The sequence below is a fragment of the Streptomyces sp. NPDC001617 genome (assembly GCF_053596855.1).
Map to the genome: position 1 here is coordinate 33,759 of NZ_JBSFHA010000067.1, position 22,796 is coordinate 56,554.

The following is a 22,796-nucleotide window of genomic DNA, read 5'->3' on the forward strand; positions in this document are numbered from 1 at the left end:
CGGGGCTGGTCGTGCGATCGGTGCGCTACATCTTCCGGCTCGGCAGGTCCGCGAGCTGCGGCGCGTAGGCGAACCCGGCGAGCGTGAGCAGGCCGAAGACGATGTCGCTGTAGCTCGCGGTGTGCAGGCATACAGGGGAGATCAGGTGTGTGCCGATGGCCACGTCTGCCCCTGAACCACCGCCCGTCGATCCGGCCACGGTGATCGAAGTTGCGCCGTCGTTCAGTGCGGAATCACCCAGCCCGGCCTCCAGGTCCCGGCGGCGTCGTGGCCGGCCGCTGTGGCGGCGAGGTGGGTGCGGAGGGTGGCCAGCGCTGGGTGGGGGTTGTCGCGGTGCCAGAGGAGCGAGTGCGGGTAGACGGGTGTCGGGTCGGTCACCGGGATGCGGCGCAGGCCGTGGTCGGCGGGCCAGATGAGGCGGGTGGGCTCGCCTATGAAGGTGGCCAGGGCCGGGGTGTCGGAAATGGTGTCGAGGAGCGCGTCGGTGCCGAAGTTGGGGCCGGTCACCTCGATGGTGAGGCCGAACTCGGCGACGAGGTCGTCGTAGTAGGCGCCCCACTCGGTACCGGGGGCGATGCCGGGCATCCAGATCCGGTGCCCGGTGAGCTGGGCGACGGTCACCGACCGGGCGCCCGCAAGTGCGTGGGCGGGGCCGGTGAGGAGTTGGAGCGGCTCGTCGAGGACCCGGACGGAGGCGATGTCCTCCGGCAGGGGCCGGCCGGGCGCGGCGACGGCCCGGAAGGACGCGTCGATCGCACCGGAGAGAATGGCGGTGACGGCCGTCTCGATGTCGAAGAGCATCATCACGTCGAGGTCGATGTCGGGGTGTGCGCGGTGGAAACCGCGCATCAGGCCCGACTGCGCGCTGCGCGAGGCGAGCACGTCGACGCGCAGCGGACGGCGGCCGGGGCGCACGGACGCGCCTGCACGCTCGGCGACGCGCAGCAGCTCGCGTGCGTGGGGCAGGAACGCCTGACCATCGATGGTGAGCTCAGCGCCGCGTGGGGCACGGGTGAACAACCGCACGCCGAGGGTGCGCTCCAGCGCGGCGATGCGTTTGGACACGGCCTGCTGGGTGATCGACAGGTCGGCGGCGGCTTTCTGGAACTGGCCCGCTTCCGCGACGGCGATGAAGGTACGTACTGCTTCGAGATCCACGCCGACCCACCTTAGTGAACAACTGGTGGTTGTGGATTGCTGGCAGGTCAGTTGTTTGACCTGCTGTTGTCCTGCCCGCTTATCTCTCATCGGTCAACGTCAGTTTGTTCGGGTGGGACCTCAAGGGGGGTGCGTTGAGCATGGTGGGCAGGAGACGGTTGGGCCGGCAGTTCGGCTGGCTGTGGGCGTCATATGCGGTGAGCGCCTACGGGTCCGGGCTGGGGTTCGGGGCATTGCCGCTGATCGCCGTGCTGGTGCTGCATGCCGGACCCGCCGAGGTGTCCGCACTGTCCGCGGTGGGGCCTGCGGTGGGCGCGCTGATCGCGGTGCCGCTCGCGCCGTGGGTGGAGTTCCGGCGCAAGCGCCCGGTCATGATCATGATGGACCTGACCCGGTTTACGGCCATGGCGACGATCCCCGTCGCCTACGCCTTCGGATGGCTCGGTTTCGTCCAACTGCTCGTGGTCTCGGCCGTAGTCGCCACAGCCAAGATCGCCTTCAACGCGGCCAGCGGCGCCTACCTCAAAGCCCTCGTCCGACCGGACGACCTCCTCGTCGCCAACGCGCGGTTCGAGTCCACGAACTGGAGCTCCATCGCGGTCGGGCCACCACTGGGCGGGGCGGCGATCGGCCTGTTCGGGCCGGTCACCACCGTGGTCGCCGACGCGCTCAGCTACCTGCTCTCCGCGCTGGGCATCACCGCGATCCGCGGCCACGAAGAAGCAACGCGAACGACCGAAAAGAGCCCGGTCCGGGCAGGCGCACTGCTCGACGGCTGGCGACACATCATGGGCCACCCCGGTCTGCGGTCGCTCTACCTCAACAACATGCTCGTCGGCGGTCTGATCATGGCCACCGAGCCGCTACTGGCCGTGCTCCTGCTTCGCCAGCTCGGGTTCCCACCCTGGCAGTACGCCCTCGCCTTCGCCGCTCCATGCCTCGGCGGACTCGTCGGCTCCCGGCTGGCCCACCGCGTCGTGGCCCGCTACGGCCAGCACGCGGTCTTCCGGACCGTCGGCACCCTGCGCGCCACCTGGCTGATCGGCCTGGCCTTCGTCCGCCCCGGCGTCGTCGGCCTCCTCACCGTGATGGCCGTCGAGCTGGCAATCATCATCAACATGAGCCTGTACACCCCGGTGCTCGCCACCTACAGGCTCGAACGCACGCCGAAGCATCTCGTCGCCCGCACCCTGACAGCCTGGTCAATCGGCCAGCAGGCGTCCATCGCCGTCCTCACCGCGCTCGCCGGGCTGCTCGCCGACATCAGCAGCCCACGCACCGCTCTCACAGCCGCGGGACTGCTCATTCTGGCCACCCCGCTCCTGCTTCCCCGGCGCGACCAGATGCCGCAGCACGAGCCGGAACTGGCTCGTGGCCACTCATGACACACCGCAACTCGCCGCTGAAGCCCGCCGGCCGCAGACTCCGTCGACGCGTCTGCCTCGATCGGTCGCACACCAGCAAGGAGAACACTCACGTGAGCACTGCTCCCGTACTTGACCCCGTGCACACCGCACTTCTCGTCATGGACTACCAGCCCGCGATCCTGGCCGCTTTGCCAGAAGGCGGGGACCGCAACGCGCTGCTCGGTCGCGTGGAAGGGGCTATCGCCGACGTTCGAACAAACGGCGGCACCATCGCCTACGTACGCGTCGGCTTCACCGACGCCGACTGGGACGCGATCCCGGCCATCAACAAATCCTTCGCCCCGCTGGCCCGCCACCGCGTCATGCACCACGCGGACCCTGCCACCGCCATCCACGAGCGTCTGGCTCCCCAGGACGGCGACATCACCGTGCGCAAGCTCCGCTCCGGCGGCATGTCCACCACCGACCTCGACCAACAGTTGCGTGAGCGCGGCATCACCACTCTGGTCGTCTCTGGCATCAGCACCAGCGGCGTCGTCCTGTCCACCGTCATCGACGCGGCCGACCGCGACTACCAGCTCTACGTCCTGTCCGACGGCGTCGCCGACCCAGACACCGAAGTCCACAACGTCCTGCTCCACAAAGTCTTCCCCTCACGGGCCCACATCATCGACACCGCTGAGCTGCGCGGCCTGTTGCAGACTGACTGACCAGACTCACGAGCCAATCCCACATGCGGCCGCCGCGCCCACCCGGTGTGGCGGCCCGCCCGCACCTCCGTGCCGGACTGGCAGCAGCCCGGAACTCTCACCGGCCCCCGCCGGCACGACGGATCCCGGCACCCTACGAGCCGGTGACCAGTGCACACGTCGCCGCACGGATGGCCCTGGCGGTGACGGTCCCCCGCACGAGGTGCACACTCTTCGACTGCGTCCGAGACGCGCAGCGGACGCAGGCCGCTCGGCAGATTGGGGGCCAGCGCCGCGCTCGGGGCCTGGCCCTGCCGTGGCAGATGCGCGGGGACCTTCCGCGTCGGCGGACTGCTGCACCGGGGCCCGCGTCGTCCTCCTTGGCGGGCGGCACTGCCCGGGAAGGCGCTTCAACGGTCCCGCGGCCAGCTCTCGGTTGACGAGCAGAATTGACGAGACTGACCTTACGTCCCTCAGCGCCATCCGCTTTCCGAACGTGATCGTTTAGTTCGAGGTCTGCGTGGATGAACTCCGGTCGCTGGCGGGAGAGATGGGCGTGGTTCGTCCGCTCGTCTGGCTCGTGGAGGTGGCTGGTGCCGTCGGTGCTCGGTGTGCGGGAGGCCCGGGAGAAGAAGGTCCGGGAAGAGGTGGCCCGGTTGTGGGAGGAGGCCGAGCGATTGCAGGCCGCACTCGCTGCGGCGGAACTCACGCTTCAGAGGCTGGTGGAAGCCCGTGCAACGGTGGCCGAGGTGCTGGCCGAGCCGCCGTCCGTGCTCGCGGAGCCGGCGCGGAGCGCGGTGGCGGGCTCGCCCGTGCCGCGGCGGGTGGAGGGCATGGCGGCGTCGGCCCTCGCGCCGGACTACCAGAGGATCGTGTCGGTGCTGGAGTCGGAGGCGGGCCGGGAGGGCATGCGCTGCCAGCAGTTGGCCGCGGCTGTGGGGCTTGAGGTGGTCCCGGCGAAGGTCGAGGGGCTGCGGTCGAAGGCGAAACGTCTGGTGGAGCGGGGATGGGCCCGGCAGGTGCGGAGTGTTCACCGCGCTTGCGGTGCCGACCGCGGGGTGAAGGCGCCTGGGCGGCGTCCGGCGAGGCGGCCGCTCATGAGCATGGTCATGGACCACAGGACCATGGCCTCGTGTATGGCGGGCAGCGTCTGGTGGTCGCGCACCAGGCGCCGTGAGCGCATCAGCCAGCTCAGCGTTCTCTCCACAACCCACCTGCGCGGCAGCACCACGAACCCCGCCGTGTCGTCAGTGCGTTTGACGATCTCCAGGGTGAGCTGGAGTTTCTCGGCCGCCCAGTCGACCAGCCGCCCCGCATAGCCGCCGTCCGCCCACACCAGGCGGACGGAGAAGTACAGTCCGCGCAGCCGCTCCAACAGCCCGACCGCGGCGTCGCGGTCCTGCACACTCGCCGCGGTCACCGCGACGGCCAGGACCAGGACCAGGCCCAGGCCCAGGCAGTCCACCACCAGGTGTCGCTTGCGGCCGCCCACCTTCTTCCCGCCGTCCCAGCCGGACGTCGAGCGGGGGACGTTCGGTGCTGCCCGCGTGACTGCGAGTCCACGATCGCGGCGGTCGGGTCCACCGCGCGGCCCTCCCTGGCCCGGACACGGTCGCGCAACCGGTCGTGGAGTTCGGTGAGCAGGCCCTGGATCTGCCAGCGGCGGGCGAAGGCGTGCACCCGTTTGAACGGCGGGAAATCCGCAGGCAGGTTCTCCGCTTCTCTGGGGGAGTGAGGCTGTCGTAGTGGTGTGCACCTCGGGTTTGTGCAGCTCAGCCACTCGTGGTCGAACTCTAGCTAGTGCAACAGCTGTGGTGCTATCGCTGGTTGGAGTGTCTCTGAGGGCAACTGAGTGATCCACCGACGCCCTGTGGTCACAGACCAACTCCCTGCACCTGGAGCTGCAGCCGCGCGGCATCGCCGTCACCGGACTGCACGTGGGATACGTGGACAAGACCTCGCGGCTGGCGTAGAGGCGCCCAAGTCCGACCCGCGTGACGTCGCCTCCCTCGCCCTCGACGGCGTCGAGACGGGCGCGTACGAGGTGCTCGCCGACGACATCTCGCGGCAGGTCAAGGCGGGCCTGGCCGGCGACTTCGATGATGAGTGCCCGGATGCCGTGGTCGCGGATCTCGTGGTCGAGGGACGCGGTGTAGCCCTCGACCGCCTTCTTGAAGGCGGCAAAGGCGGCCATGTAGGGCTGGGGCAGGAACCCGAGCACGGACGAGATGTTGATGATGCGCCCGCGTCGCTGGGCACGCATGTGCGGCAGGGCCTCGTTCACCATGCGCATGACCCCGAAGACGTTGGTGTCGAAGTCGGACCGGGCGCGCTCGACGGAGGTTTCCTCGGCCGCACCCATCGAGCCGACGCCGGCGTTGTTGACCAGGACGTCGATCCGCCCGAACCGCTCGCTCACCTCCTGGACCTGACGATGACCGAGCTGTCCCTGGCGACGTCGAGCCCGAGGAACGTCATGCCGTCGAGCGGGGTGACGCGTGAGGTGTCGCGGCTTGTGCCGACCACGTTGAATCCGGCTGCGACCAAGGCGAGCGCGGTGTCCTTCCCGATGCCGGATAACGCACCCGTCACGAGGCCACCGGCTGATCTGCCGTCATCCTGGACTCCCGCGCGCACTCGAAACCGATCAGTTTCCACCACAATAAACTGATCGGTTTCCGCGTGTAGGTTCAAGCAGGGAGAATGCCGTCATGGGCAGGATCAGTGCGCAGGAGCGGCGTGAGAGCGTCATTCGCGCGGCGATCGCCGAGTTCGCGATCGCCGGCTACCGCGGCACCACCACCGCGGCGATCGCCGAGCGGGTCGGCGTCACGCAGCCGTATCTCTTCCGGCTTTTCCCGGACAAGAGGGCGATCTTCGTCGCCGCTCTGGTGCGGAGCATGGAAGACACTCGCTTGGCTTTCGCGAGGGCGGCTGACGGGGTGGAGGGGGGTGAGCGAGCCCGGCAGGTGATGGCGGACGCCTATGCGCAGCTGATCTCGACGCGCCCCGAAACGCTCCTGATGCAGATGCAGGGATATGCCGCCGTGGCGGCCGCCGAGGAGCAGGGCGATGGCCTGATCGGTGAGGTAGTCCGGGCCGGCTGGATGAGTATCTGGGACACCGTGCACCTGTCGCTGGGCGCTGATGCCGACGAGACCGCAAGCTTCTTCGCCTGCGGCATGCTCGGCAACATGCTGACGGCCATCGGGCTTCCCGTGGGTGCCGGGAGGTGAGGGAGTCTTCTGGGCGGCGATGCGTCAGCGCACGCCTGCCGCGTCGAGCAGGGTCGTCACGGTGGGCGCGACGAGCCCGGTCAGGTTGTCGGCCTGAATCCCCGCGCGGGCGCTCGCGCCGTCGAAGACCAGGCTGAGCTGCCGGGCCAGCAGACCCGGATCGCCTGCCCCGCCCTGCTCGGCCTCGGCACGGAAGAAGGCCGTCAGATTCGCCTTGACCTGATGGGCCACGCGGCTCGCCGGGTGGCTCGGGTCCTTGAGTTCGATCTGCACGGCCAGATACCGGCAGCCCCGGAACTCGGGCGCTCCTGCCTGCGATTCCACCTGCCCGAAAACGTGCAGGATCCGCTCGCGCGGCGACCGGCCGTCGTCCGCCGCAGGCAGGAGGGTCGCCACGTAGGCGGAGGAACGCTCCTTCAGGCTTGCTGCCAGGAGTTCGTCCTTGCTCTCGAACAGTTGGTACATGGAGCGCTTCGACACCCCCGCCGCCTTGCACAGCGCCTCTACGCCGATGTTGACGCCGTCTCGGTAGGTGAGTGTGGCCGCCGCCTCCAGCAACCGCTCCCTGGGGCTCAGTTTCACTTCGGTGGTCATACCGCGAGGTTAACCCGAAACGGACGAAATGAAAACCGATCGGTTTCCGGGGCCTCCGGGAGAGAGGCTCGGCGACGGCCTGGGGGAAGGGCCGTCGCCGAGCCATGACGGTGTGCGCGCCTGTCGTCCCCGTCAGGACGGCGCACACCGGGGCCACTCCGAGTAATGGCCCGTCTTGGGCGACCTGCCGTCATGCCGGTACGGCGGTCCTCTCCGGCCTCGTATCCGCCAGGATGCGGTGCAGTCCCTCTCGGTCGCGAAAGAGTGACGGTCGCTCATGGCGTACGTGTCTCCCGATCGGCGGACGTGGCGCGTTTCGCCGGGGGCTGCCAGCCGCCGGTGACTTCTTTGACGGGCTTGTGGGGGAAGCGGCGCCGGGCGTATTCCTGCGCGTGCGAGCCCGGCAGGACGTACAGGGTCTCCTTCTTGTCCTGGAGCGGGCGCAGCACGGTGTCCATGAACGTCTTGCGGTCGTCCAGGTAGGGGCCCAGGACGTCCTCGCCGGCGGGGCAGACGGCCAGGCAGTAGCCGGACTTGTAGCCGGGGGGCGAGGACAGGCTCTGCCACATGGAGGCGCTCTCGGAATCGGTGACCCGCAAGCGGTAGTCGGCGGCGTCCTCGCTGTCGGCCACGGTCTGCGCCCAGTCGGTGAACCCGCTCATGAACTCGCGGTAGTTGTGCGTGGTGCAGGCCAGTGCGTCGAAGGCGCCATCCTTGGCGATGGCGCCGACGGGACAGGCGGCGACGCACAGCTTGCAGTCGATGCAGGGGTTGTAGTCCAGTGCCTGTCCGTACTCGCTCACCTCGGCGTCCACCAGGACGGTCACGAGCAGGATGAAGCTGCCGAACTTCGGGTGGATGACGTTGCGGTGCAGGCCCATCACGCCGAGCCCGGCGGCCACCGCGACCGTCTTGTGTGCCACCACCCAGATCCGCTCGCGGGGGAAGCGATCCATCTCCTGGGGGAAGCCGACGGAGGGATTGAGCGCGCGGTAGCCGGCGTCCTGGAGGGCCTGGGTGACGCTGCGGGCGGCGTGGTTGGCCTGTTCGTCGGTCTGGTGGAACTCCTGGTTGGCCACGCTGCGGGCGGGGGAGCGGCAGTTGTCGCGGTTCATCCGGACCGCCATCGCGATCAGGGTGCGGGTGCCGGGTAGTGCGGACTGTGCGTGTTCGCGCTCGCCGGCCAGGTCGGGGTGGTCCAGGCTGACCGCGGCGGCGTCGTCGGCGCCGGCTGCCAGGCATAGTTCGCGCACCCAGGCCGCGTCGATCACCGCGGGCGGGCGGCCCACGTCACCGGCCCTGCGTCGGGCGAGTACGGCCTGTACCGACGGGTGGGCCGCCAGCTTCGCCGGAAGCGGGGGATGGGCGGGTTGCCCTTCGGTGTCACGCGCGGCAGTCATCCGTGCTCCTGGGGGTGTGGGTACATGGCGTGCCACCACGGGCGAGAAACCGATCAGTTTAACCACCGTAAACCGATCGGTTTTCGCGCGCAAGCCCAAGTGGCGAGCCTCTCCTTCGGGCTGTCGATCAAGTTCCTCGCGGACGTGGGCGATCGATCGCCGGGCGGTCAGAGGTCAGCCCGCGAGTCGGGGCGGGGTGCGGGCCTTCGGTCGGCAACGGGCGTGGAACCATGGGAGTTGCTCGGTCGCCGGTGCTCGGCTGCGGCTCACCGAGCGCATGGCTCGCCGAGGCCGCCCGTCACGCGATGCGTCAGCGCATGTCCGCCGCATCGAGCAGGGTGGCCACGGTGGGGGTGATGAGCCCGGCCTGTGTGTCGGCTTTGATTCCGGCACGGGCGCTGGCGCCGTCGAAGACCAGAATCAGCTGACGGGCCAGCAGGTCCGGGTCGCTCGCCCCGCCCTGTTCCGCCTCGGCGCGGAAGAAGCCGGTCAGGTTCTCCTTGACCCGATGGGCCACCCGGCTCGCGGTGTGGTTCGGGTCCTTGAGCTCGATCTGTACGACGAGGTACCGGCAGCCCTGGAAGTCGGGTGCGCCCGCCTGCTTCTCCGCCTGTTCGAAGACATGCAGGATTCGCTCGCGGGGTGGACGGTTGTCGTCCGTCGCGGGAAGGAGTGCCGCCATATAGGTGGAGGCGCGTTCCTCCAGGCTCGCCGCCAGCAGTTCGTCTTTGCGCTCGAACAGCTTGTACATGGAGCGCTTGGACACCCCCGCTGCTTTGCACAGCGTGTCGACACCGATGTTGACGCCGTCTCGGTAGGTCAGCGTGGCCGCTGCCTCCAGCAGTCGCTCTCGGGAGCTTGACATTGCTTCGGTGGTCATATCCCGAGGTTAACTCCATTCAGGCCCATTGAAAACCGATCGGTTTACGGTATTGGCCGGAGTGTGCTACGGCGCCGCCCATGGCCGAGTCGGTTCGGCGTCGCCGCCGCGGTCTCCAGAATGGGCGGTGTGTCTCGCCGGCCTCGGAAGCTCGGCCCCCATCGTGCGTGCCCTCGACCGGCGATGACGGGTTTGCTGAGGAGGGAACGTACGGGACCGTCTCGGAGATGCCCCTGTCCTGCGCTGATGTGTGCCTGGAGGCACCCATCAGCGCAGGACATTTCTCACCACGGTGGATTCAGGCTCAGTGGGCGATCACAGGCTCGCCCTCCGACGGCGCCAGAGCCGTATTCGGCATCAGGAGCGCCGTGAGCACCGCACCGACCACGAAGATCCCGGCGCCCCACGCCAGGGTGGCCGTGTAGCTCTCGACGCCGGCCTGGGCCACGGTCAGGGCGCCGGGCTTGTGCGAGGACAGGTAGTCGGTCGCGGCCGATGAGGCAACGGTGGTCAGCAGCGCCGTGCTGATCGAGCCGCCCACCTGCTGGCTGGTGTTGATCAGCGCCGAGGCGACGCCCGCGTCCTCGTGGTGCACGCCTGCCGTCGCACCCTGGAACGCGGTGGTCATCACCCCACCGATACCGAGTCCCAGCAGGATCATGCCCGGCATGATGTCGGCGACGTAGTCGCTGTTCAACGTGAGCCGGGTCAGCAGGGCCATACCGGATGCGGAGACCAGGAAGCCGACGCTGACCACGACCTTCGGGCCGACCTTGGGCAGCAGCAGCGAAGGCACCGTGGTCGACGAGGCGACGATGCCGCCGACCATCGGCAGGAAGGACAGACCGGCCTCGATCGGCGAGTAGCCGATGCTGGCCTCCAGGTAATAGGTCAGGAACAGGAAGATCGAGAACATCCCCATGCCCAGGACGAACACGGCCAGGAACGAACCGCCTCGGGTCCGGTCCAGCACGACTCGCAGCGGCAGCAGCGGATGCGCGACCCTGAGCTCCAGCCAGGCGAATACCGCGAGCAGCACCACGCCGCTGATCATGGAGCCGAGGGCGACCGGGTCGGTCCAACTGGTGGATTCCACATGCGCGAACCCGTAGACGACGCCGAACAGCGCGGCGCTCACCACGACGGTACCGGGAATGTCGATCTTGGGCCGCTCGGTGACCACGGGCTTGGCCAGCAACAGCAACGCACCGACCAGAGCGACGCCCGCGAAAATGACGTTCACGTACATCACCCAGCGCCACGACGCCCATTCGGTGAGCATGCCGCCGAGCAGGAGTCCGACCGCGGCGCCCGCACCGGACAGCGCACTGAAGATGCCGAACGCCTTCGGCCGTTCGGCCGGGTCGGTGAAGGTCACGCTGAGCAGTGAGAGCGCCGCGGGCGCGAGCAGCGCGGCGAACAGGCCCTGGGCCACACGGGCCACGACGAGTATGTCGAAGCCGCCGGCCGCGCCGCCGACGACGGATGCGGCCGCGAAACCGATCAGGCCGGTCACGAAGGTCGTACGCCGGCCGAACAGGTCGCCCAGTCGGCCCCCGAGCAGCAGCAGGCTGCCGAACGCCAGGGCGTACCCCGTGATGACCCACTGCCGGCTGCCGTCACTGAAGCCGAGGTTATGTTGGGCTTCGGGCAGCGCGATGTTCACGACGGTCGCATCGAGCGTGACCATGAGCTGCGCCACGCCCAGCACGACGAGCACCCACCAGCGCACGGCATGGGAGCCGCGGCGGCCCGAGTCTGTTTTCCCGGAGGCGGGCGCCCCGCGGTCGAAGGTGGTACTCACATTTCCCCTTAAGTCGCTGGTCATAGGCCGACCAGCAGCCGGAAACCGATCTGTTTCCAGCTAGGAAAACAGATCGGTTTCCCAGGCGCAAGTGAACGGGTCGCTTCTGGCCCGGGACTGGCCCGACAGGGTTGAAGCCCGCGTAGGCCGACGACGCTGCCCCGCCAAGCGACTGGCTGATCGGCATCGCGGCACAGCTGTCCTACAGGCGGAGCGCTCATATCGGCGTCGGACACCTTGCGCAGCACTGCCAAGACCACAGGACGCCCCAGGCGTACTTGGTCGGTGCGTCACCGACCGCGACCTTCGGGGTCCTGGTCTGGATCTTCCAGGCCGCCGGACCACCGAGACGTCGCCCCAGCGGAAGCCCACCACTGGAGCCTCCCGCATCTGCGACATCAGCGATCCCAAGGTCCCCGAGGGCAAGAGCGCCGGTCGGTTCGCCGCCGAGTCCTGGACCATGAAGGGAAGCCGCCTCGAACTGCACGACCTCGCCGTCGGTGGCGTGGTGACCGTGGACACGGCCGCCACCCCCAAGCGAGTGCTCAAGTTCTCCGCGGCGGCCGCCACGATCCGCGACCTGTAGATGGCCGCACCCGTCGGCGGGCAGATCCAGCACATCAACGGAGCGCCCGGCTCGACGTCCACACAGCGAGGCGGCCGCATCACCATGTACGTCGAGAACCTGACGGGCCCCCTCTCCGGCGTCGAAGGCATCCCCCTGCCCCCAGTCCTGCGCCTCCATCTCGCGCCCGACACCGTCCCGGAGTGGCTCTACGACACGGTCGGAAAACTCGACCTCAAGCTCCGGCTCGGCTTGGACGACGCCGACATCGACCAGGCCGGTCAGACAGGTGGCGGGCTCGTCATCCCGGGGATCCACGGGTACGGAACGCCCCGGTGAGTCCGGGGAGCCGGTTGGGCTTGCGCCTTGGAACCGATCGGTTTACCGTGATGGAAACCGATCGGTTTCTCATTCTGTGGAGGCAGTCATGACCGCACTCAAGGGCGCCAACGTCTTCGTCACCGGCGGCAGCCGAGGCATCGGCAAGGCCCTGGTGGAAGAGCTGTACGCGCGCGGTGCCGGCAAGGTCTACGCCACGGCCCGCGATCCGCGCAGTGTGACGCACCCCGACGCGGTCCCGGTGGCGCTGGAGGTCACCGACCCGGCCTCCGTGGCGGCCGCCGCCGCGCAGGCGCAAGACGTGACCGTGCTGATCAACAACGCCGGTGCCTCGGTCGGCGCGTCGTTCCTCGACTCCCCGGTGGACGACGTGCGCCGGGAGTTCGAGACCAATTTCTACGGTCCGCTGCTTCTCACCCGCGCCTTCGTGCCCCTCATCGAGCGCAACGGCGGCGGCCACCTCCTGAACGTGCACTCCGTGCTCTCCTGGATCGCGCTCGGCGGCTCCTACAGCGCCTCCAAGGCCGCCCTCTGGTCGCAGACCAACTCCCTGCGCCTGGAGCTGCAGCCGCGCGGCATCGCCGTCACCGGACTGCACGTCGGCTACGTCGACACGGACCTCGCGGCCGGTGTCGAGGCGCCCAAGTCCGACCCCCGTGCTGTCGCTGCCCTCGCCCTCGACGGCGTCGAGACGGGTGCGTACGAGGTGCTCGCCGACGACATCTCACGGCAGGTCAAGGCGGGCCTGGCCGGCGACCTGGCCGGACTGTACGCCCAGCTGGCGAACTAACCCCCGTACACACAAGGAGTCGGCGAGATGCCCAGCCACGAGTCACGTCCCACGATCCACATTCCGGGAACCACCAGCCACACCCTCGCCCCGCGCGCGGGATCCGGCGGCCGCGAGGGGACCCTGCGCTACCTCAAGGCGGGCACCGGCGCCCCCCTGGTCCTGCTGCACACCGTGCGCACCCAGGCCGAGCACTTCCGCCTCCTCATCCCGCTGATCGCGGACCGGTACACCGTGTACGCCCTCGACCTGCCGGGGATGGGCTACTCCGAGATCGTGCCCGGGGCGTCGTACGACGAGCCGGCCATGCGCGCGGGCGTCAAGAGGCTCCTGACCGAACTCGACCTCCACGACGTCACACTGGTCGGGGAGTCCATGGGAGCGGTGCTCGCCCTGACCACAGCGGCCGATCTCCCGGAGCGGGTACGACGCGTCGTCTCGGTGAACACCTACGACTTCCGCGGCGGAATCGCCCGGTCGAGCCTCCTCGCCCGCGTGGTCGTCACCGGTGTCCTCGCCCCAGGGGTAGGTCCGGTGGTCGCCGGGGTGGAGCCCAAGCCCGTCGTCCGCAGGATCCTGCAGGGCGGCCTCGGCGACAAGAGCGCACTGCGCGAGGACTACGTCGACGAGCTCCTCCAGGTGGGCGGCCGCCCCGGCTACCCGACTGTCGCCCGGGCCGTGTACCAGAGCCTGCCCAGCCTCATCGCCGCCCGCTCGCGCTACCCCGCGGTCAAGGCACCGGTCCACCTCGTCTACGGCGAGAAGGACTGGTCCCGACCCTCCGACCGGGAAGCCAACAAGCAGCTGCTGCCGGCCGCCGACTTCACACAGGTGCCGGGAGCGGGGCACTTCATCGCGCTGGAAAGGCCCGATGTCCTGGCCGACCTGTTGAACTCGGTCGCGTGAGGCCCACGAGCGTCCAGCGGGCAGATTACCCGAACAAAAGACACACTACTCAGATTCCCCCGACCTCAGTCTTCACTCGGGCACTGGATGTTCATTCTGCCAGCCAGTCTCTCAGATGTCATAAATCGTGGCCTTCGTCAGCGCCATCATCAACAATGCCGGCGTCCTGCTGCCAGTGACCCGCCCGCCTAGAGAAGCGAACACAGATTCATGAAACCGGAGGGAGCATTAACAATGAGTGCGAATTCGCAGAAGAAGAAGTTTTACGCCCTGAATATGTTTGACGTGGTCGACTTGGAGAAGTACCTCGCGTATTTCAGTCGTTTGCCCGAAGCGGCTCCGCAGTATGGTGGTCGAATGGTGGCGTTCGGTCGTTTCCGAGACAGTGTAGCCGGTGACATCGCGCCGCGGCAGGTCCTGTTTCTCGTTGAATGGGAGTCCGAAGAGGCGTTCATCAGCTTCCGGGACGATCCGACCCTGGCCGACTTGCATCCGCTGCGGGAGAGCGGGGCGGCGTCCTATGTCTGGCAGACGTTCGATGGTGTCGATATGAGCGACCCCGCCAACGTCTCGCTCGACGATGTACTGGCGGTACTCAAACCCTAAAACCCGCATCCCCACGGAGCCGAAGCCGGATGAGCCAGCCGACGAATCGTCGGCTGGCGCGTCATCGCCCCGCGCAGTCTGTTCAGCCAGCGCCCGGCCGAAGCCATGGACCGCCAGATTACGGAAAGCCGAGTAAGCCTCACATCATGACTGAACAGGCGAAGCCGACGTCCCGAGAGCGGCTGCTGGAGGCAGCGGCCACGCTCGCCTACCGCGACGGCGTCACAATCAGCGTCGAGGCGTTGTGCAAGCGGCGGGGGTGTCCAAGCGCTCGGTGTACCAGCTGTTCGAGAGCAAGGACGACCTGCTGGCGGCGGGCCTGGAGCGGCGAGCCGCTTCCTACGCCGCCCGGGGGCGGATCCTGCATGTCTTCGAGCAGTTGGAGTCGCAGGCGGGGGCGCCGGAATTCCGGGGCTGTGCGTACCTGGCTGTGCAGATCGGCCTGAGGGATCAGCGCCACCCCGCCAGCCGGGTGGCCCACCGGGTCAAGGGGAACCTGATGGCCTTTTTCCGTGCCGAGGCCGAACAGGGAGGGGTGAGCGATCCGGGACGGCTGGCCCGGCAGCTGATGGTGGTCTTCGATGGCGCCAGCGCCCGTGCGGGGATCGGCGCCGACAAGCTGACGGGGCTCGTCGCGCCCATGGCGGCCTTCCTGCTCGATGCGGCAGGCATGCGCTGACGCATCGCCTTTGGAGCTCCCCGGGCAGACGGATGCGCGTTGCGATGGAGCGTCGACAAACCTCCCTCCCGGCTCAACGGGAGGAAGGCGCAGGGCTCCGGCCGCCACAGGTTCAACCCGTTGCGAAGAGTCCGGTGCCGGCCGACGCGTGTCTGCCGGGATTGCGGACGACGGCCGGGCGCCGGTGCAGGGTTGCCGGGTCTCCGGTCATCCAGGCTGCCTGGCACCTGCATCTGTCCTGGCCGACCGTGATGGGCGCCTTCCGTGCCCGGGATCGTGAGGTCGTCGAGGTGCCACTGCCTGAGACCTTGCCGCACGGAAACCGATCGGTGTAACGTGTTGGAAACCGATCGGTTTCCCGGAGGGATTCTCGATCGCCGGGCTGATGTAGAGCAGTCTCGAACGCGCCGCGTCCCTCGCGTACTGATCACGTGCGTACTCAACCTCGGGAGTCGAACGCCATGTCTTCTCACACCACCTCCAATATCTTCGTGATCGGCGGTACGGGGGCTCAAGGAATGCCCATCGTCCGCTCTCTTGTCGCCGACAAGAAATACTCCGTCCGGGTTCTCACGCGCGATTCCAGCTCGCCCCGAGCCCAGGCGCTCCTCGCGCTCGGCAACGTCTCCCTCCTCGAAGGGTCGTTCGCCGACGAGGACGTGCTGCGGGAAGGGTTTAGAGGCTGTGACGGCGTATTCATCAACATCGACGGATTCAACACCGGTGAGAAAACGGAGACCTACTGGGCGATCCGCAGTTACGAGATAGCGATTGAAGAAGGAATCAAGTTCTTCGTCTACGGAAACCTCGACTACACCCTCAAGAAGTCCGGCTACGACTCGAGGTTCCGCACCGGGCATTATGACGGTAAAGGCCGCATGGCCGAATGGGTGCTGTTTCAAAATGAAAAGAACAGGGACCGGATGGGGGCAGCGGTCTTCACGTCAGGTCCCTACATTGAGATGGTGATCTCACCGCTCACGCCCATGACGCCCAGCGTTGAAAACGGTGTCGTCACGTGGCGAGTCCCTCTCGGCGAGGGAGCCGTTCCTCACGTGGCACTGGAAGACTGCGGCTTTTACGTTCGCTGGCTCTTCGACCATCCGGAGCGCGCGAATGGCATGGACCTCGAAGTCGCCATCGAGCACATGACCTATGCCGACATGGCTGCGGCGTTCGAGAAGGTCACCGGGCATCCGGCGCAGTACATCGACACTGATCTGGACACTTATTGGAACGCGCCGGACGTGAAGGGCATTGCTGATCAGCCTGCTGGTTACAACGCCGATCCCAACGACAAAAGCACCATGAGCTTCCGGGACAATTTCACGGGCTTCTGGAATACGTGGAAGCACGGAATCATCACCCGGGATTACGCTCTGCTCGACGAAATCCACCCCAACAGGATCAGGAGTGCTGAGGAGTGGTTCCGCCGGGAGGACCAGGTGGGAAGGGAACTCGGTAAAGGCAGTCTCTGGGAGAGGGTCCAACCGGAGAACTGGAGCCTCGACTCTGCGATCCTCAAGAGCAGTGCCGATATGAGGACGGGCAAGTTGTAAACGGGTGAGCGGTATGGCGGCTCGGTAGATGCTGAGCGATGAGTTGAATGTTCGCGATCTTCGCCGGGAGTTGCTGCCGGGGAGCGTACGGCTCCGCGGCGGTTCGTCCGACGGCGACGGCCGCGTCAGCGCAGGTCGTGCGCGTACGTGGTGACGGTGCTGGGGTCAGGTCCGGGAAAGCCCCGTACTCGCCGATCCCGGTGTCGCGGATGGCATTCGTGAAGCGGCCTGCCGGAGCTGGGCAGCGGTGACGGCCGTGGCGGCGGGACCGGGTCGGCGAGCGTCCGGCACTGCGGTCCACGAGGTGCGGCGAGGCGACACGGCACGGCCATCGTCGACCGGCGGACCTTCACGGTGCGATCGTCCAGACCGGGGCGGAGTCCTACCGCCTCGCCCACACCAAGGCGCAGGCCGAACGCGCCGCGGCCGGCTGAGCCCGCCCCCGGTCAGGGACGGAGGCTCCGGCGGGCCGATGGCCCGCCGCCCCACCCGCTCATGGCCGCCGGCGTGCCTTTCCCGGACTGGCCCCTGGAACGAGTACGACGCGTCGGGGCGGCGGGTGCCGATCAGGGCTCGGGGGCAGGCGTGGTCCGAGAAGGTCTCGATCTTCAGGCCGGCTGCGTGCCGGTGCTGATCTGTTGGGTGAGCTTGAGCAGTTCTTCGACGTGGTAGATCTCGGTGATCTCGCCGTCGACAACGCGGACGATGTCGGTGCCGGTGATGTCGACCGGGTTGCCGCTGGCGGCGAAGCCGAAGGCGTCTCCGGTGTGGGTCCCGGTCATCCGCCAGTGGAGGACCACCCAGCCGCCGGGAAGCTCCTGCTGGAACAGGATCCGGTGCTGCGTGCCGGTGAATCCGTCGCGGACCGCGGCGATCAGCACTCGCATGCCGTCGATGCCCGAGGCGGCGCCGTCAGCGGGGTTGTGGTCGATCACGTCGGGGGCGAACACCTCGTCCGCTCCGGCGACGTTCCCGGTGTCGTAGAGCTCAAGGTTGCGCGCGGCGACCCGCAACGCGGTGGTCGTGGCCGAGCGCACCATCTCGCTCGCGGTGTTGGCCGTACTGATCGCGGTCATGAGGTTCTCCAAGGAGTGGGGGTGCGGGCTGCTCCGGCTATAGTTCCCTGAGGGAATCAGTTCCCTCAAATGAACTAATGGGGAGAGCATGAGTGAGCTGGATCACCCTTTGCCGGAATGTCCGATCGCCCGGTTCCTGACCGTGCTGGACGGGCCCTGGGCGACGCTGATCGTGAGGGAGTTGCTGACCGGCCCGAAACGCTTCACCGAGCTGCGCGCCGGGCTTCCGGGGATCAGCCCCAAGACCCTGTCCTCACGGCTGCGACGATTCGTACTCCTAGGGCTGGTCACCCGCACGGCCTATGCGGAGATCCCGCCCCGCGTGGAGTACGAACTCACCCCGGCAGGCGCACGACTCGAGGTCGTGCTGGCCACCATGGGCGCCTGGGCCGAACAAGACCTTCCCCGCACTGGCGCGTTCCCTATCGAAGATCGGTAACCCTGGCCCGCCGACTGCCCAGCCCTGAGCGCAAAGGAGTGGTCAAGGCGACCGAAACAGCGCCTGACAGGACATCTCGGGCATAAAGGGCGGCCGGCTGGCACGGCTTGGAGAATCCGGGCCCGCAGACGAGCACTGATGCAGCGGCACAGTGACATCGATTCCCATCGACATTGATCATGAAAACGCGCGCCAGGTGACTCCCGAACTCAGGTCGAAACGGGAGAAGTGGCACCCCCGTTGGTCGCGCCGGAGCAATAGGACATCGAGATCGCTGTGATCTCGGAACGAGTAGCCGACCGCGAGCTCGATGGCGTAACCCCCGGCAACCCACCAGGGGACCTCGACCCACGAGAACAGCGTCGCTACATCGGCCAGGGCCGCCGGCTCCCAGGGACCCCACGGCGTCTCGGTGCGTGTCACTCTGCGAGGCTACTGGTGCATGATCATTCACGGCACTGCGGGCAGAGCCATTTCCAGAGAGCCCTATCAGCGTCAGCGGGCCTGGTTCAGCGCCCGGGTCAGTTCCCGGTTAGCCGCCCGCGCAGCATCAAGTTCCTCGCTCCGCTCATCGAGCTGGCCCCTTATGTCGGCCAGGTCTTGTTCGAGCAACGTGATGCGGCGTTGAAGTTCGTCGATGTCTGCGGATGCGCCAAGGCCGGATTCCTTCCAGGCGGTTTCACCGAGGCTCTCGGACAGACACTTCTCCAACTGCCGGACCCGGACTGTCAGCCGCCTGTTCCGCTCCAGCGCGTTGGTTAGGTCTGCCCGCAGCGAGGCCCAGCTGACGGCCGCGATCCGGCCTTCTTCGCCGGTAGGCATAGGGGTAGATCTTGTTCTTGTCGAAGGGCAGCATCGTGGTGACCCGGTTTCCGTCTTCGACGATCACGATGGGGACCTGGAAGTCGGGCAGGTTTTTCACCCAGGCTCGGTGCTTTGCCGACACCCCCTCGTAGGTTGTCGCCTTCGTGCCGTGGGGGTTGGCCAGGCTGGCGGGGAAGAGTTTGAGCTTGTCGGTCGGGGTGTTGGGGAAGCGGGCGCGGGCGCGTTGTTGCGGCTTGACGATGAGCGCGGCGGTCGCGCCGGGGATCGGTAGTCGGCGAGCGTGCCGAAGGTTCTTGGTGTTGTCGTAGACAAGGACGGGGCTGCCGTCGCTTTCCCGGTCGAGGCACTGCCATGGCAGTTTGCAGATCTCGTTGGGGCGCCTGCCGGTGTCGATGATCAGCTCGATGGCCGTGCGGACGTCTGTGGAGCTGACGGTCTCAAGGGAGTCGAGGTTGGCGCAGAGCTGCCGCATGACTTCCGGAGGAAGGTCTCGGCCGACTTCGGAGTCCTCGGGGTCGTCGGGGATGTCCTCCTGGCGGAGGGCGAAGTCGTCCGCCAGGCCGTGCAGGGGCTGGCCGGGCTTGGTCAGGCCCAGGGTCCGGAGCCGGGTCAGCACGCGTCGGGTGTCGCGGACGGTCATGTACGGCGTGCAGCCAGAGATGTCGCCGCGGTCGTTGAGAAAGCTCAGCCAACCCAGGAAGGCAGTGATGTCGGTGCGCCCGAGCACCGGCAGGTCGGCGCCGTGGCCATCCCGGCTCAGGTGCAGGCTCTTGGAGAAACGGCTCAGGGACATCAGGGTGCGTTGGAACGCGGTCTTGCCGCTCTTTCCGCGGCGCCGGGGGATGTCGTCGAGGGCCCAGGCCTTGGCTCCTTCCCTCAGCCAGGGCTGGGTGATCCCGGTGAAAGAGAAGGTGCCACCGAGGCCGAAGACACTCGCGTCCCAGACGTCCTTGTGGCGTTCGGTCTCCGGGCTCAGGCCGAAGCGGCGGATGTGCTTGAGGAAGCCCCTGGCCAGGGTCCTGTCGGTGCGGGTGAGAACGTCCAGGTCGAGCTCGTCGAGTGAAGTGACTTGCCGAGCACGGGCGTTGTTGCACAAATTGCGCAGCAGGTAGTCCTTGTGCAGGAGTCCCTGGGCGATCCGTTCCTGGAGGCCATAGATGATCTCGGCGACCACACGGTCGGGCAGTCCGCGCAGGCTGACCTTGCGGGATTCTGCGATGGCCGGGGTGGTCAGCCGCCAAAGATCCTCGTCCTCCAAGACGCCTTCCTGGCGGAGGTCACGGCATTGATCGGCGTGGCGCGTGCAGTAACCGTCCCTGGTCTCGCCTTGCCGGTCACAGGCAGCGACCTGACAAGGCCCCAGGGCTGGCAGCGGTTGCACCTCGGGGTGAGCGAGGAAGTCCTCCAGCGGGAGCCCGTAGACGTTGCGCCTTTGATAGTCATGCGATGAGCACAGGAGTGTCGCCCGTCTGCCCGGCCGCTCGCAGTGCGCGACCTGGCAAGGGAAGAACCCGACCATCCGGCCGGGACGCTGGATGGTGACGAACTCCTCGAAGGGCAGGTCGCTCTTCTTCCACCGCTCCGCGCACCCGGTGCACATTCACTTCTGATAGGCGTAGTAGGACATCTTGTCGCAGCCGGCCACCAGGCACTCCTCACCGCTGAACTGCGGGTGCGAGCGGGGCAGCACCAGAACCCGGACGTGAGGATCCCAGTTGAGCAGCTGCAGGAACTCCGGTTGGACGGCGCCCATGAGCCCTGTGGTGACCGTGTCTTCCCCTGCCCCGTGTTGGGGCGTTGCGACCGCCAGGTTCACCGGGTCTCCCCCTCAGTCAGGCGGGGCGAAGCCACGCGGTCAACGGCCGCGCGCAGGCGAGTTCGGTCCGGATGAAGGTAGGGACGGGGTGAGGCTGGGTTCTTCTTCAGGGCCTGAACCTCATCCAGCGTGCCGCCGGCATCCACGATGTTGCTGGCCATCGCATGCCGGCACATCCGCGGCCCAACCTGGCGGCCCAGCCCCGCCCGTCTCGACAGAGACTCGCACAGCTCTCCGATCGCGCCGGTGGTCACCGGCGAGCCATAGGGCGGGCGGAAGAGGTTGATCAGCAAGAAGTCGCTTCCGTCCTCCCCGAGGATCTCGTAACGCTCCACCGCGTACTGGTCGGCGGCCTGCACCACCAGGAAGTCCACCGGCATCACCCACGACTTCCTCGACTTCGACCAGGCGCCATTCACGTTCTGCCGCCGGATCACGTGCAGATGGGGCCCCTCGACATCGCACCCCAGCGAGCGCGAATCCATCAGCATGGACATCACAGCGGTGCAGCCCCGCGACCTGTCCCGGACGCAACCCCACCCGGGACAGCAGCAGCACGATCAACCTGTCCCGGGCTGACCGACAGGCCCGCAGCATTGCCACGACTTCCTCGTCACTGGCCCGGTCCACTTCCGTCTCCGGCTCCTGCAGCCGGTGACGGGCCCGCAGCCGATACCGCATCCCACCGCTCTCGCCCCGTGCCTCCACCGGCAGATCCCGGTCATCCCCCAGTTCGTAGAGCTGCTCAAGTACCCAGGCTGGCGCGGCCTTGTTGACCACCGCGTGAAGCCGGAACATCCGTACCGCGGTCAGCACCTTGTTGATTCGCGCATCCCCGCGGACCGGCTGTCCTCCCGGCCCCGGGACGACGGCCTGGCGCTGGCCACCGTTGCCCGGCGCCCACCGCAGCCACACCATGAACAGCCCCATGTCCCGGGCCGCTGTCGACCAGTCCCGCCTTGTTCCTGCGCACCAGCGCAGGAACAAGGTCACCGCCTCGGCGTACGCCTTCGTTGTCGTCTCTGCGCGGCCCCGGGCCAGGCGTACCTCCCTCAGGAAGCGGTCCGCCTCTTGGACGACCTCCAGTTCGTCGTCCACCACGGTCCAGTACCGGGTCCCCGACGGCATCGAGACGAGAAATGTTTCGTACATTCGTTCCCATGCTCCGTGTGTCGATCGCAACGATCCACTACAAGAGCCACACCCCCGAAGAACCGCCGTAATACACCAAACGACAGCACAAGGCGCAATGTCACACCACAGCCACCAAAACCCCAGAGAACGTCCACTTGACGCCGTTATCCACGACGTGACGGACCGCGTCGATCATCTGCCGATGGCAGTACCCCTCCGAGCGGCCGCCCCGCCCTTCCAGCCAGGCCGGAACGGGCAGCACGGCCCGCACGACCTGCCATCCCGCCTCCGTCATGTCGGAGCCGTAGCACGGGGCGCGGTCAGGACCGTCCGCCGCATTGCCGAACCTGTGCGCGAGGCAGTCACACGGCAGAGACGGTGAGTTGAACTCCGCGGGCGCGAGCGCGAAAGACTGCGGCAACAGGGCCTCCCGGAACAGCTCGTTGGCTTCGACAACCCCGAGCTCCCGCGAGGCCCTGCCCTCATGCGCCGACGGCACCGCGATCACCCGATCAGGACCCCTGTTCGACCAGACAAGCCCGTTAGCCTCGGGCTTTCGCGAGCGGTGCCGTCTACCGCTTGCTCAGAGACGCGAGAAGTGCTCCTGAACTGCAACGATGAGACCTGTGGAGGGTCCTGGCCGTTGATGTCGAAGGAGCACTTCTCAGGTGAAGGCCGCATGTCCGCGTCCAGCGTCACGGGTGGGGTCGGACGGGTGGGGGGCTGCTGGTCGAGACAGTCCGCACTACCGGCCCGCATCGGGCGATAATGATCGTTAGCTGCCTTTAGGTATTACTTGGGGGGTCTTGTGAGTCTGAGTCCGCGCGAGGTGTTTCTCCGGCTTGTTCATGGGGTCGCCGACGGGAACTCAAGCGAGTTGCCTGACCTGTATGGCGAGGTCACCGATGTCCGGCATCCGATGGCGACGCCGGAG

The 22,796-nt window shown here is 67.5% G+C and carries 23 protein-coding genes and 5 pseudogenes; 12 read left to right on the forward strand and 16 right to left on the reverse strand.

Going from position 1 to position 22,796, the window contains the following annotated elements; genetic code table 11:
- Window positions 1–28: 28 nt before the first annotated feature.
- Window positions 29–124: pseudogene (locus tag ACWC09_RS37350) on the reverse strand (Tn3 family transposase); the annotation flags it as partial.
- 98 nt (window positions 125–222) lie between these two features.
- On the reverse strand, window positions 223–1,158 hold the full coding sequence (locus ACWC09_RS37355; RefSeq protein WP_450855482.1) for a LysR family transcriptional regulator: 936 nt from the start codon (window positions 1,156–1,158) through the stop codon (window positions 223–225).
- Window positions 1,159–1,298: 140 nt separating this feature from the next.
- Here ACWC09_RS37355 and ACWC09_RS37360 point away from each other — a divergent pair, with 140 nt between their 5' ends.
- Complete coding sequence (locus tag ACWC09_RS37360) at window positions 1,299–2,543, forward strand: MFS transporter (protein WP_450855483.1); 1,245 nt, start codon at window positions 1,299–1,301, stop codon at window positions 2,541–2,543.
- Between the two features lie 92 nt (window positions 2,544–2,635).
- Window positions 2,636–3,235, forward strand: coding sequence for a cysteine hydrolase family protein (locus ACWC09_RS37365; RefSeq protein ID WP_450855484.1), 600 nt, complete (start codon window positions 2,636–2,638; stop codon window positions 3,233–3,235).
- Window positions 3,236–3,926: 691 nt separating this feature from the next.
- Here ACWC09_RS37365 and ACWC09_RS37370 read toward each other — a convergent pair.
- Both ACWC09_RS37370 and ACWC09_RS37375 read right to left on the reverse strand, forming a co-directional pair.
- Complete coding sequence (locus tag ACWC09_RS37370; protein WP_450855485.1) at window positions 3,927–4,049, reverse strand: hypothetical protein; 123 nt, start codon at window positions 4,047–4,049, stop codon at window positions 3,927–3,929.
- Between the two features lie 195 nt (window positions 4,050–4,244).
- On the reverse strand, window positions 4,245–4,706 hold the full coding sequence (locus ACWC09_RS37375) for a transposase (protein WP_450855486.1): 462 nt from the start codon (window positions 4,704–4,706) through the stop codon (window positions 4,245–4,247).
- Window positions 4,707–5,070: 364 nt separating this feature from the next.
- Between ACWC09_RS37375 and ACWC09_RS37380 the strand changes: the two are divergent.
- Window positions 5,071–5,309, forward strand: a pseudogene (locus tag ACWC09_RS37380) (short-chain dehydrogenase); the annotation flags it as partial.
- Here the strand turns inward: ACWC09_RS37380 and ACWC09_RS37385 are convergent.
- Window positions 5,304–5,740: pseudogene (locus ACWC09_RS37385) on the reverse strand (SDR family NAD(P)-dependent oxidoreductase); the annotation flags it as partial. The pseudogenes ACWC09_RS37380 and ACWC09_RS37385 sit on opposite strands and share 6 nt — an antisense overlap.
- Window positions 5,741–5,925: 185 nt before the next feature.
- Between ACWC09_RS37385 and ACWC09_RS37390 the strand changes: the two are divergent.
- Entirely contained in the window at window positions 5,926–6,450 is a 525-nt protein-coding gene (locus tag ACWC09_RS37390; RefSeq protein WP_450855487.1) for a TetR/AcrR family transcriptional regulator, read from the forward strand.
- A gap of 24 nt (window positions 6,451–6,474) precedes the next feature.
- On the opposite strand, the gene ACWC09_RS37395 is transcribed toward ACWC09_RS37390, so the two are convergent.
- The 4 genes from ACWC09_RS37395 to ACWC09_RS37410 form a co-directional block, all read right to left on the reverse strand.
- The gene (locus ACWC09_RS37395; protein WP_450855488.1) at window positions 6,475–7,044 is read right to left on the reverse strand and encodes a TetR/AcrR family transcriptional regulator; all 570 of its coding nucleotides are present in this window, start codon (window positions 7,042–7,044) and stop codon (window positions 6,475–6,477) included.
- Between the two features lie 275 nt (window positions 7,045–7,319).
- Complete coding sequence (locus ACWC09_RS37400; RefSeq protein WP_450855489.1) at window positions 7,320–8,444, reverse strand: 4Fe-4S binding protein; 1,125 nt, start codon at window positions 8,442–8,444, stop codon at window positions 7,320–7,322.
- Between the two features lie 310 nt (window positions 8,445–8,754).
- Window positions 8,755–9,324 carry a TetR/AcrR family transcriptional regulator gene (locus ACWC09_RS37405; RefSeq protein WP_450855490.1) on the reverse strand — a complete coding sequence of 190 codons (570 nt, stop codon included), beginning with the start codon at window positions 9,322–9,324 and terminating at the stop codon, window positions 8,755–8,757.
- Window positions 9,325–9,628: 304 nt separating this feature from the next.
- Window positions 9,629–11,128 (reverse strand): MFS transporter, encoded by a 1,500-nt coding sequence (locus ACWC09_RS37410; protein ID WP_450855491.1) that lies wholly within the window; start codon window positions 11,126–11,128, stop codon window positions 9,629–9,631.
- Between the two features lie 460 nt (window positions 11,129–11,588).
- Here ACWC09_RS37410 and ACWC09_RS37415 point away from each other — a divergent pair, with 460 nt between their 5' ends.
- From ACWC09_RS37415 to ACWC09_RS37445, 7 genes and pseudogenes are all read left to right on the forward strand, one after another.
- The gene (locus tag ACWC09_RS37415; RefSeq protein ID WP_450855492.1) at window positions 11,589–11,714 is read left to right on the forward strand and encodes a hypothetical protein; all 126 of its coding nucleotides are present in this window, start codon (window positions 11,589–11,591) and stop codon (window positions 11,712–11,714) included.
- Complete coding sequence (locus tag ACWC09_RS37420; protein WP_450855493.1) at window positions 11,715–12,032, forward strand: hypothetical protein; 318 nt, start codon at window positions 11,715–11,717, stop codon at window positions 12,030–12,032.
- A gap of 88 nt (window positions 12,033–12,120) precedes the next feature.
- Entirely contained in the window at window positions 12,121–12,822 is a 702-nt protein-coding gene (locus ACWC09_RS37425; RefSeq protein ID WP_450855494.1) for an SDR family oxidoreductase, read from the forward strand.
- 27 nt (window positions 12,823–12,849) lie between these two features.
- Complete coding sequence (locus tag ACWC09_RS37430) at window positions 12,850–13,728, forward strand: alpha/beta fold hydrolase (protein WP_450855495.1); 879 nt, start codon at window positions 12,850–12,852, stop codon at window positions 13,726–13,728.
- A 234-nt stretch (window positions 13,729–13,962) separates the two neighbouring features.
- On the forward strand, window positions 13,963–14,334 hold the full coding sequence (locus ACWC09_RS37435; RefSeq protein ID WP_450855496.1) for a DUF1330 domain-containing protein: 372 nt from the start codon (window positions 13,963–13,965) through the stop codon (window positions 14,332–14,334).
- Between the two features lie 146 nt (window positions 14,335–14,480).
- A pseudogene (locus tag ACWC09_RS37440) lies at window positions 14,481–15,013 on the forward strand (TetR/AcrR family transcriptional regulator).
- Window positions 15,014–15,474: 461 nt separating this feature from the next.
- Complete coding sequence (locus ACWC09_RS37445; RefSeq protein WP_450855497.1) at window positions 15,475–16,572, forward strand: NmrA family NAD(P)-binding protein; 1,098 nt, start codon at window positions 15,475–15,477, stop codon at window positions 16,570–16,572.
- A gap of 608 nt (window positions 16,573–17,180) precedes the next feature.
- On the opposite strand, the gene ACWC09_RS37450 is transcribed toward ACWC09_RS37445, so the two are convergent.
- Complete coding sequence (locus ACWC09_RS37450; RefSeq protein ID WP_450855498.1) at window positions 17,181–17,648, reverse strand: ester cyclase; 468 nt, start codon at window positions 17,646–17,648, stop codon at window positions 17,181–17,183.
- Between the two features lie 88 nt (window positions 17,649–17,736).
- Here ACWC09_RS37450 and ACWC09_RS37455 point away from each other — a divergent pair, with 88 nt between their 5' ends.
- Complete coding sequence (locus tag ACWC09_RS37455) at window positions 17,737–18,087, forward strand: winged helix-turn-helix transcriptional regulator (RefSeq protein ID WP_123995091.1); 351 nt, start codon at window positions 17,737–17,739, stop codon at window positions 18,085–18,087.
- Window positions 18,088–18,327: 240 nt separating this feature from the next.
- Here the strand turns inward: ACWC09_RS37455 and ACWC09_RS37460 are convergent.
- The 6 genes and pseudogenes from ACWC09_RS37460 to ACWC09_RS37485 all read right to left on the reverse strand — a co-directional run.
- A pseudogene (locus ACWC09_RS37460) lies at window positions 18,328–18,510 on the reverse strand (nucleotidyltransferase domain-containing protein); the annotation flags it as partial.
- Window positions 18,511–18,582: 72 nt separating this feature from the next.
- Window positions 18,583–18,798: a hypothetical protein gene (locus ACWC09_RS37465; RefSeq protein ID WP_450855499.1), complete on the reverse strand. Its 216-nt coding sequence runs from the start codon at window positions 18,796–18,798 to the stop codon at window positions 18,583–18,585.
- Window positions 18,767–20,431, reverse strand: coding sequence for a hypothetical protein (locus ACWC09_RS37470; protein ID WP_450855500.1), 1,665 nt, complete (start codon window positions 20,429–20,431; stop codon window positions 18,767–18,769). The genes ACWC09_RS37465 and ACWC09_RS37470 overlap by 32 nt, the downstream gene beginning before the upstream one ends.
- 81 nt (window positions 20,432–20,512) lie before the next feature.
- Complete coding sequence (locus ACWC09_RS37475) at window positions 20,513–20,665, reverse strand: hypothetical protein (protein WP_450855501.1); 153 nt, start codon at window positions 20,663–20,665, stop codon at window positions 20,513–20,515.
- A 59-nt stretch (window positions 20,666–20,724) separates the two neighbouring features.
- Window positions 20,725–21,225 carry a tyrosine-type recombinase/integrase gene (locus ACWC09_RS37480; RefSeq protein ID WP_450855502.1) on the reverse strand — a complete coding sequence of 167 codons (501 nt, stop codon included), beginning with the start codon at window positions 21,223–21,225 and terminating at the stop codon, window positions 20,725–20,727.
- A 755-nt stretch (window positions 21,226–21,980) separates the two neighbouring features.
- Window positions 21,981–22,370: a hypothetical protein gene (locus ACWC09_RS37485; protein ID WP_450855503.1), complete on the reverse strand. Its 390-nt coding sequence runs from the start codon at window positions 22,368–22,370 to the stop codon at window positions 21,981–21,983.
- Window positions 22,371–22,796 lie beyond the last annotated feature (426 nt).